This window comes from Pseudomonas sp. (assembly GCF_028293835.1).
Classification (GTDB): Bacteria; Pseudomonadota; Gammaproteobacteria; order Pseudomonadales; family Pseudomonadaceae; genus Aquipseudomonas.
In genome coordinates, this window is the sequence record NZ_JAQGNX010000129.1 from 1 (window position 1) to 7,525 (window position 7,525).

The 7,525-nt window shown below is 58.0% G+C and carries 5 protein-coding genes; 3 read left to right on the top strand and 2 right to left on the bottom strand.

All coding sequences use genetic code 11. From position 1 onward, the window contains the following. Both JWR17_RS18340 and JWR17_RS18345 read left to right on the top strand, forming a co-directional pair. On the top strand, positions 1 to 1,301 hold a 1,301-nt coding region (locus JWR17_RS18340; protein WP_299833422.1), incomplete at its 5' end, for a PLP-dependent aminotransferase family protein. A 44-nt stretch (positions 1,302 to 1,345) separates the two neighbouring features. Next, positions 1,346 to 2,557 (top strand): YeeE/YedE family protein, encoded by a 1,212-nt coding sequence (locus tag JWR17_RS18345; protein WP_299833424.1) that lies wholly within the window; start codon positions 1,346 to 1,348, stop codon positions 2,555 to 2,557. 146 nt (positions 2,558 to 2,703) lie between these two features. Here JWR17_RS18345 and tkt read toward each other — a convergent pair whose 3' ends face one another. Further along, the gene (tkt, locus tag JWR17_RS18350; RefSeq protein WP_299833426.1) at positions 2,704 to 4,788 is read right to left on the bottom strand and encodes a transketolase; all 2,085 of its coding nucleotides are present in this window, start codon (positions 4,786 to 4,788) and stop codon (positions 2,704 to 2,706) included. A gap of 166 nt (positions 4,789 to 4,954) precedes the next feature. Between tkt and JWR17_RS18355 the strand changes: the two genes are divergently transcribed. Then, positions 4,955 to 5,842 carry a bestrophin family protein gene (locus tag JWR17_RS18355; protein ID WP_299833428.1) on the top strand — a complete coding sequence of 296 codons (888 nt, stop codon included), beginning with the start codon at positions 4,955 to 4,957 and terminating at the stop codon, positions 5,840 to 5,842. A gap of 170 nt (positions 5,843 to 6,012) precedes the next feature. Here JWR17_RS18355 and JWR17_RS18360 read toward each other — a convergent pair whose 3' ends face one another. Further along, complete coding sequence (locus JWR17_RS18360) at positions 6,013 to 7,017, bottom strand: asparaginase (RefSeq protein WP_299833429.1); 1,005 nt, start codon at positions 7,015 to 7,017, stop codon at positions 6,013 to 6,015. Positions 7,018 to 7,525 lie beyond the last annotated feature (508 nt).

Here is a 7,525-nt window from a genome sequence, read left to right on the forward strand (position 1 = left end):
CTCAACTACTAGCGGTCACAGCAACCAGCAAAAAGTCAGCGACACACTTATCCCCAACACTGTCCACAGGGTTATCAACAGGCTTACCCACAGCCTTATCCACATTTTCAACTGAACCTGTTGGCGTTTCTGTCCAAAACGTTATCCACAGCACGGCGGTGAATTTACTTCAGCAGCATCATTTACCACGCCCAAAGACCGATGCGCCACGGGCATTTCGTGTGGGCGTACCGGCGTTTGATCTGTTCCCCTTCGCCATTTGGGGCAAGTTACACGCGGCCTTCTGGCGAAAACCCGATCTAGGCCGGTTAGGGTACGGCGAGCCGGCGGGTGACTGGCGACTGCGCGAATTGATCGCGGCATATTTGCGCAGTTCAAGAGGTGTGCACTGCAGCCCTGAGCAAATAGTAATCACCAGTGGCGCGCAGCAGGCGATCAGCCTTTGTGCACAGCTGCTGGTCGAGGTAGGTGACGCGGTCGCGGTGGAAAATCCGGGTTATCGCGCCGCAGCCCATGCGTTCGCCATTGCCGGTGCACGGCTGCACGGTGTTGCGGTAGACAACGAAGGCATGCGCTGCGCTGAATTGCTCGACACCGATTGCAAATTGGCCTATGTCACGCCGTCCCATCAATACCCCACAGGCGTGACCATGAGCCTGGCGCGGCGGCTCGAAATCCTCGCATGGGCTGAGCGTACTCAAGGCTGGATCGTCGAGGACGATTACGACGGCGAGTACCGTTACAGCGGCGCACCCCTGGCTCCCCTGGCCGCCCTCGATCACAAGGGCCGAGTGTTGTATGTCGGCACGTTCGGCAAAATTGCTTTTCCGGCCTTGCGATTGGGCTATCTGGTACTGCCATTGGGCTTGGTGGAGGCCTTCAGTCGGCGCCGTGCCGTGGATATGCGTCATTCCGAGGTCGGCACCCAGGCGGTCATGGCTGAGTTCATTGCTGCCGGGCATTTTCAGCGACACATCCGCCGTATGCGTCGCGCTGCGCTAAGCCGGCGCGACACATTGCTGGCGGGCTGGCCTGAAGCAATAAGCGGCTGCGGCGTGATGCCCAGAGTGGTGGCTGGGTTACACGTGGCGGTGCGCGTTGCGACGTTGGCCCGCGAGCAAGAACTGATCGAAAAAGCGCGCAGTGTCGGCGTCGAGATCAATCCTTTGAGCGATTATTGGTTGCCCACCTCGAGCGAGCCTGTGGATAACCGCGCGGGCATGGTGCTGGGTTTTGCTGCCGTGCCTGAGGCAAGTATTCGCGAGGCGCTGGATAAGCTGCGTCGGGTTTGGGCGGATTAAGCGTTTATACTCGGTGTCATCGTATTCACCCACCGAGATATGTCATGAGTCTGACTCTTTCCGCGACGCCTGAGCGCAAACCCGCCGCGCCGCTGATAGCCTTTGTTTTATTGCTATTTGGCGCCGCGTTTTTACAAAACAGCGTCGGTTCCCACCAAGTGTTGCTGTTGGTAGTCGGTGCTGCTTTGGGGTTGACCCTGTACCACGCCGCGTTTGGTTTCACATCGGCGTGGCGAGTGTTTATCAGTGATCGCCGTGGCGCCGGTTTGCGTGCGCAGATGGTGATGCTGGCTGTGGCCGTGGTGCTGTTTTTCCCGGCGTTGGGAGCGGGCAGTTTGTTTGGTCAGCCAGTAGTCGGCCTGGTGGCTCCCGCCGGTATCTCAGTGGTATTCGGTGCGTTCATCTTCGGCATCGGCATGCAGTTGGGCGGCGGCTGTGCATCGGGCACGTTATTCACCGTCGGCGGTGGCAATGCGCGGATGCTAGTGACGCTGCTGTTCTTCATCGTTGGTTCGTTGATCGCCACCCAGCACGTTGATTGGTGGTTTTCGCTGCCTTCTTTCCCGGCGATCTCTATTGTCAAAAGCTTCGGTGTGGTTCCGGCATTGATCATGAGTCTGGCGCTGTTTGCGATCATTGCGGCAGTCACTGTGCGCCTGGAAAAGCGCCGTCACGGCCAGCTTGAGGAGGGTGTTACCAGTGAACACAGCGGCTTGCGGCGTTTCCTGCGCGGGCCTTGGCCGCTGGTGTGGGGCGCGATTGGCCTGGCGTTGCTCAACTACGCAACCTTGGCACTGGCCGGTCGGCCATGGGGCATCACCTCGGCATTTGCGTTGTGGGGCGCCAAAGCTGCCAGCGGTTTGGGCGTAGACGTAGGCAGTTGGGTGTTCTGGCAAATTCCGGGTAACGCCAAAGCCCTGGCCGCTCCGGTATGGGAAGACGTCACCAGCGTCATGGACATCGGCATCATGCTCGGTGCGCTACTGGCCGCTGGCCTGGCAGGACGTTTCGCACCCAGCCTGAAAATCCCGGCACGCTCGCTGATCGCGGCAGTGATCGGCGGTCTGTTGCTGGGCTACGGTTCGCGGTTGGCCTATGGCTGCAACATCGGCGCGTACTTCAGCGGCATCGCCTCCGGCAGCCTGCACGGCTGGGTCTGGTTGGTGGCAGCGTTTATCGGCAATGGCGTTGGCGTGAAACTGCGTCCGTATTTCTTTGTCGGTGAACGGCCGCAGGTTGCGTTGAGTGGGTGTTAGTGCGGGATTAACCCCGATTGGACGTCATACCTAAACCTGTAGGAGCCAACTTGTTGGCGGGAATCTCACGCGGTGAATCAGCAGAGGCCGAGCTCATTCGGGAAGGGCGTAGCGCGGCGTTTCCGGCAAACCGCGCTACGTTGGGGTTACTTACCTAACTGCGCCTTAGCCACTTTCACGATATTTTCCGTCGTAAAACCAAACTTGGCTTGCAGCTTTTCGATGGGGGCCGAGGCGCCGAAGGTGTTCATGACGATTTTCGCTCCGGTGTTGCCCACATACCGGTCCCAGCCAACCGGGCCGGCTTGTTCGACCACGACTCTGGCCGTGACGCCGGGCGGCAGTACGCTGTCGCGATACGCTTGATCCTGGTCCTCAAACAACTCCCAGCTGGGCATGGAAACCACCCGTGCCGCAACGCCTTCCGACTTGAGTTGTTCATACGCTTTAACCGTCATGCCGACTTCGCTGCCGGTGGCGATCAGGATGACGTCCGGTTGACCCTCTTTTGCGTCTCCCAACACATAAGCGCCGCGGGCGGTGTTTTCCGCTGAGGCATAGATTGCACGGTCCAGGGTTGGTAAAGGCTGGCGTGAAAGCACTATGCAGGTAGGTCGACTGGTTTGCGCCAGTGCGATTTTCCAGGCTTGAACAGTTTCGTTGGCATCGCCAGGACGCACGGTTAGCAGGCCCGGGGTGGAGCGCAACTGAGTCAGTTGTTCAATGGGCTGGTGGGTGGGTCCGTCCTCGCCCACGCCGATGGAGTCGTGGGTAAAGACGAAAATCACCGGTACCTCCATGATCGACGCCAAGCGAATCGGCGGTTTCATGTAGTCGCTGAACACCAGGAACGTCGAGGTGTAAGGGCGGATATACGACAGTGCCAAGCCATTGGCAATCGAGCCCATGGCGTGTTCACGGATGCCGAAGTGCAAGTTGCGACCGCCATAGTTTTCTGCGCAATAGCTGCCCGCGCCGTCGAACGTAAGGTTGGTTTTGGTCGATGGCGACAAATCGGCAGAACCCCCCATCAACCACGGAATTTTTGCGGCGAAGGCATTGACCGCTTTGCCACCGGAAGCACGCGAGGCGATGCCCTTAGCGTCGGTCTCGAATTGCTCCAGCTCATCCTGCCACTGATCCGGCATTTCACCGGCGCGCATGCGGCGCAGTTGATCGGCCAATTCCGGATCGCTTTTACCGAGGTTGTCCAAAGTCTGCTGCCACGCGTCGTACTCACCGGCGCTGCGTTCGATCAACGAGTCACGCAAACAGTGCCGGGCTTCTTCCGGCACCAGGAAGCTGGAATTCTCGTCCCAGCCGTAGAATTTCTTGGTCAGGCGGATCTCTTCGACACCCAAGGGTTCGCCATGGGCTGCTGCGGTGTTGTGCTTATTGGGCGCGCCGTAACCGATCACGCTGTCGACCACGATCAGCGTTGGTGCGTCCTGGGTGTGCTTGAACGTCTGCAGTGCTTCGGCCAGCGCCACGGCGTCGTTGGCGTCGGCGACGTGCACGGTATTCCAGCCGTAGCCCTTGAACCGGGTCTGCACGTCTTCGTTAAACGACAGCTCGGTGTGGCCTTCGATGGTGATGGTGTTGTTGTCGTAAATCCAGCACAGGTTGGCGAGCTTGAGATGACCGGCAATGGAGGCTGCTTCGGAAGTCACGCCTTCCATCATGTCGCCATCGCCGCACAATACGTAAACGCTGTAATCGAACAACGTTGCGTCGGGGCGGTTGAAGCGGGTGGCTAGCCAGCGCTCAGCCATGGCCATGCCGACGCTGTTGGCGCAACCTTGGCCAAGCGGGCCGGTGGTGGTTTCGACGCCCGTGGTCATCCGGTATTCCGGATGCCCGGGGGTTTTCGAGTCCATTTGGCGAAACTGCTTGATGTCTTCCAGGCTGACCGCCGGTTTACCGGACGGCTTGCCGTGTTCGTCGATTTCAATCACGCCGGCCAGGTGCAGCAGCGAATACAAGAGCATCGATGCATGGCCGACTGACAACACAAAGCGGTCGCGATTTGGCCAGTCCGGGTGCTCTGGGTGATAACGCAAAAACTGATTCCAGACCGTGTAACCCACTGGCGCCAACGCCATGGGTGTACCAGGGTGGCCGGAGTTGGCTTTCTGTACAGCGTCCATGGCGAGCGTGCGAATGGTGTTAATGCACAGTTGGTCGCGCGTGGTACGTTGTTCGCTGGAAGTTGACGATGAAGACGAGCCCATTGAATTAACCCTCGGTGACATGCTGCTGAACATACTGATAGGTGTTGAGCACCAAAACGGCGGGTTTGTTCCATGAAACTTGATTGGGCTGGACCGAACCATCGGAGCAAAACACATTCGAAGCCTGTGGCACGGCGCTCGTGTTGTTTTCGAATGAGGTAGACCATTGCGGCAAGCTATTGTTGAGAAGTATCGGTTTCTGATTAAAACATTGTCCTATGTTGGCTGGTCATTGGTCTGGCTGCTGATATGGGATGTGGTTGTCACGGTGGATTTCATGCTCTACCTGGACCGCAAATTAACGTTGCCCGCGCTGCCATTGACCCTGGTGGGTTCGGCGTTGGTGGTGCTGACCAGTTTTCGCAACTCCAGTGCCTACAACCGTTGGTGGGAAGCACGAACCTTATGGGGTGGATTGGTCAACAATTCACGCAGCTTTGCCCGACAGGTGCTGACGTTGATTGACGACAACGGTGACATCAATCCGGTCAAGGCTGTACTGCTTCGTCGCCATGTGGCGTATGTGAAATGCCTGTCGGCGCATTTGAAAGGCGGTTCCTCTGGCGTAGAGGTGCAGTCACTTATTTCCGCTGGGGAGTTCGCCCGCCGTCACGACACCAACAATTTCCCCAATGACTTGCTTAATGCCTCTGCCGCGCTAGTGGCCAAAGAATTTAAATCCGGACATTTGGACAGCATTCGCCTGGCGCGCATTGAGTCCACGTTGGTGGAAATCTCCAACTGCCAAGGCGGCATGGAACGCATTGCCAACACGCCATTGCCTTATCCCTATGTGGCCTTTCCGCGGCTGTTCATTACTCTTTTTTGCGTCATCGTACCCATCGGACTGGTAGAGACCCTGGGTTGGTTCACGCCATTGGCCTCCACTGTCGTCGGGTTCATGCTGTTGGCGATTGAGAAAATCGGCAAGGACCTGCAAAGCCCGTTTCTGGCCAGCGAGCACGAAATCCAAATGACCGCGCTGTGCTCGAACATCGAACGCAATCTGGATTCAATGTTGAGAGACGCCAAGGTGGAGAGCGAGGTTGCTTGAGTCGAACTCCAAAAATTAGATTGTAGGAGCGCGTCTGCCCGCGATGGATTGCGAAGCGGTCCCGGATGCAAACTCATCTTTCTAACTGGGTTTGCTGGTTTACGACTGCTGCGCAGCCGATCGCGGGCAAGCGCGCTCTTTGGTTGTGTGTTTGCTGTGCAGCATCACAACTAAACCAGCTCCCCGCACAGATCCAACTCAACCAACCGCCGTACTTCTTCCACTTCGAGCCCGGCGCCAAGCAGCGCATGCAGTTTGCCGAACGCTGCTTCGCGGGTCATGCCTGCGCCCGACAACACGCCGACCCCGCGCAGGCGGCTGCCGGCTTCGTAAACGTCCAGTTCGACGCCGCCTTCGTGGCATTGGGTAATTGCGACTACGCAGACGCCGCGCTGCCGGGCGTTTTGCAGGCTGGCGAGAAATTCCGGGTTGTCGCTCGGGCCGGTGCCGCTGCCGAAGCATTCCAGAATCAAGGCTTGAATACCGCTGTCCAGCAGGGCGTTCAGATGGTCCGCGCCAATGCCTGGAAACAGTGGCAGCACTGCCACATTGGCGATGTTTTTTGGCTGGCGGTAATCCAGCGCGTCTGGCAGCGATTTTAACGATACGCCGCCCCGTGAACGCTGCAACGCCGCAAACGGGTGACGTCCAAAGCTACGAATTTTCGCGCAACGAGTCGGCGCCAACAGCTCCCCGTGGAAATACAACTGCACGCCTGTTTTCAAACCTTTACCGAGAGCGAGCAGGGCGCCATTCAGGTTTTCCCAGGCATCGCTGCCTTCAACGCCAGCAGGCAGCATTGAACCGGTAAGCAGCACCGGTGCGCGCAAGCCGATCAGTTGAAAGCACATGGCCGCCGCGGTGTAGGCCAAGGTGTCAGTACCGTGAAGGATCAGCACGGCATCGCACCCGTCGACGTCAACCGCTTCGATCACCGCTTCACGCAGGCGCTGCCAATACGTGGGGGTCATGTTGGCGCTGTCGATCAGCGGCAGCAATTCCCGAAATCTCCAGTGCGGAACGTTCAACGCCGGTTGCGCGGCCAACTGCTCGGCCATTCGTGCTTCGAATCCCGACGCCGGTGCCAGCCCATTTACGCTGGCCTGCATACCAATCGTGCCGCCGGTATAAAGCACCATGACCTGCTGAGCGGGTGACTGCGTGTCGCGATTCATTGGGTATTCCTGTGCAATTTGCGCGGGCGGATGATGACTGGAATGAAATATGGTCTGCCAAGGCTATGGCCTGTTCAGTCAAAAGTAAAAACAAGCGCAAAAAAAAGGGCCTGGAAACTTATCTCCAGGCCCTCAAAAGGCGAGGGGTGTCTAATCCCTCATCCTGGCAGGCCGTGTGAAAACGTAGCGAGCGAAGGCAGAAAAAGGAAAAAACAGGCGAAAAACGGCCGGGGTCGCGCTCGACTCTACGGGTTGTAAATGAGCATTTTGATCGGACTCGCGCACGAGCCTGTTTTTAACGCCGTATTGTGCGCGTAGCGCTGAAGGCGCCCAGCCTGCAGCAGTTTTCACACAGTCTGTGTGGGAGCTGGCTTGCCTGCGAAGACGGCAGGACGGCTAACATTTTCTTTACTGATCGACAGCGTCGCAGGCAACCAGCTTCCACAATGTGTGTGCCTAGCCTTCAACGCTCGCTTCAACATTCTGTGTATCAATCACATGCACACTC

Bases quoted from the DNA above. Each gene is read 5' to 3' on its own strand.
- JWR17_RS18345 (WP_299833424.1), top strand. From the start codon at position 1,346: ATGAGTCTGACTCTTTCCGCGACGCCTGAGCGCAAACCCGCCGCGCCG.
- tkt (WP_299833426.1), bottom strand. From the start codon at position 4,788: ATGGGCTCGTCTTCATCGTCAACTTCCAGCGAACAACGTACCACGCGC.
- JWR17_RS18360 (WP_299833429.1), bottom strand. From the start codon at position 7,017: ATGAATCGCGACACGCAGTCACCCGCTCAGCAGGTCATGGTGCTTTAT.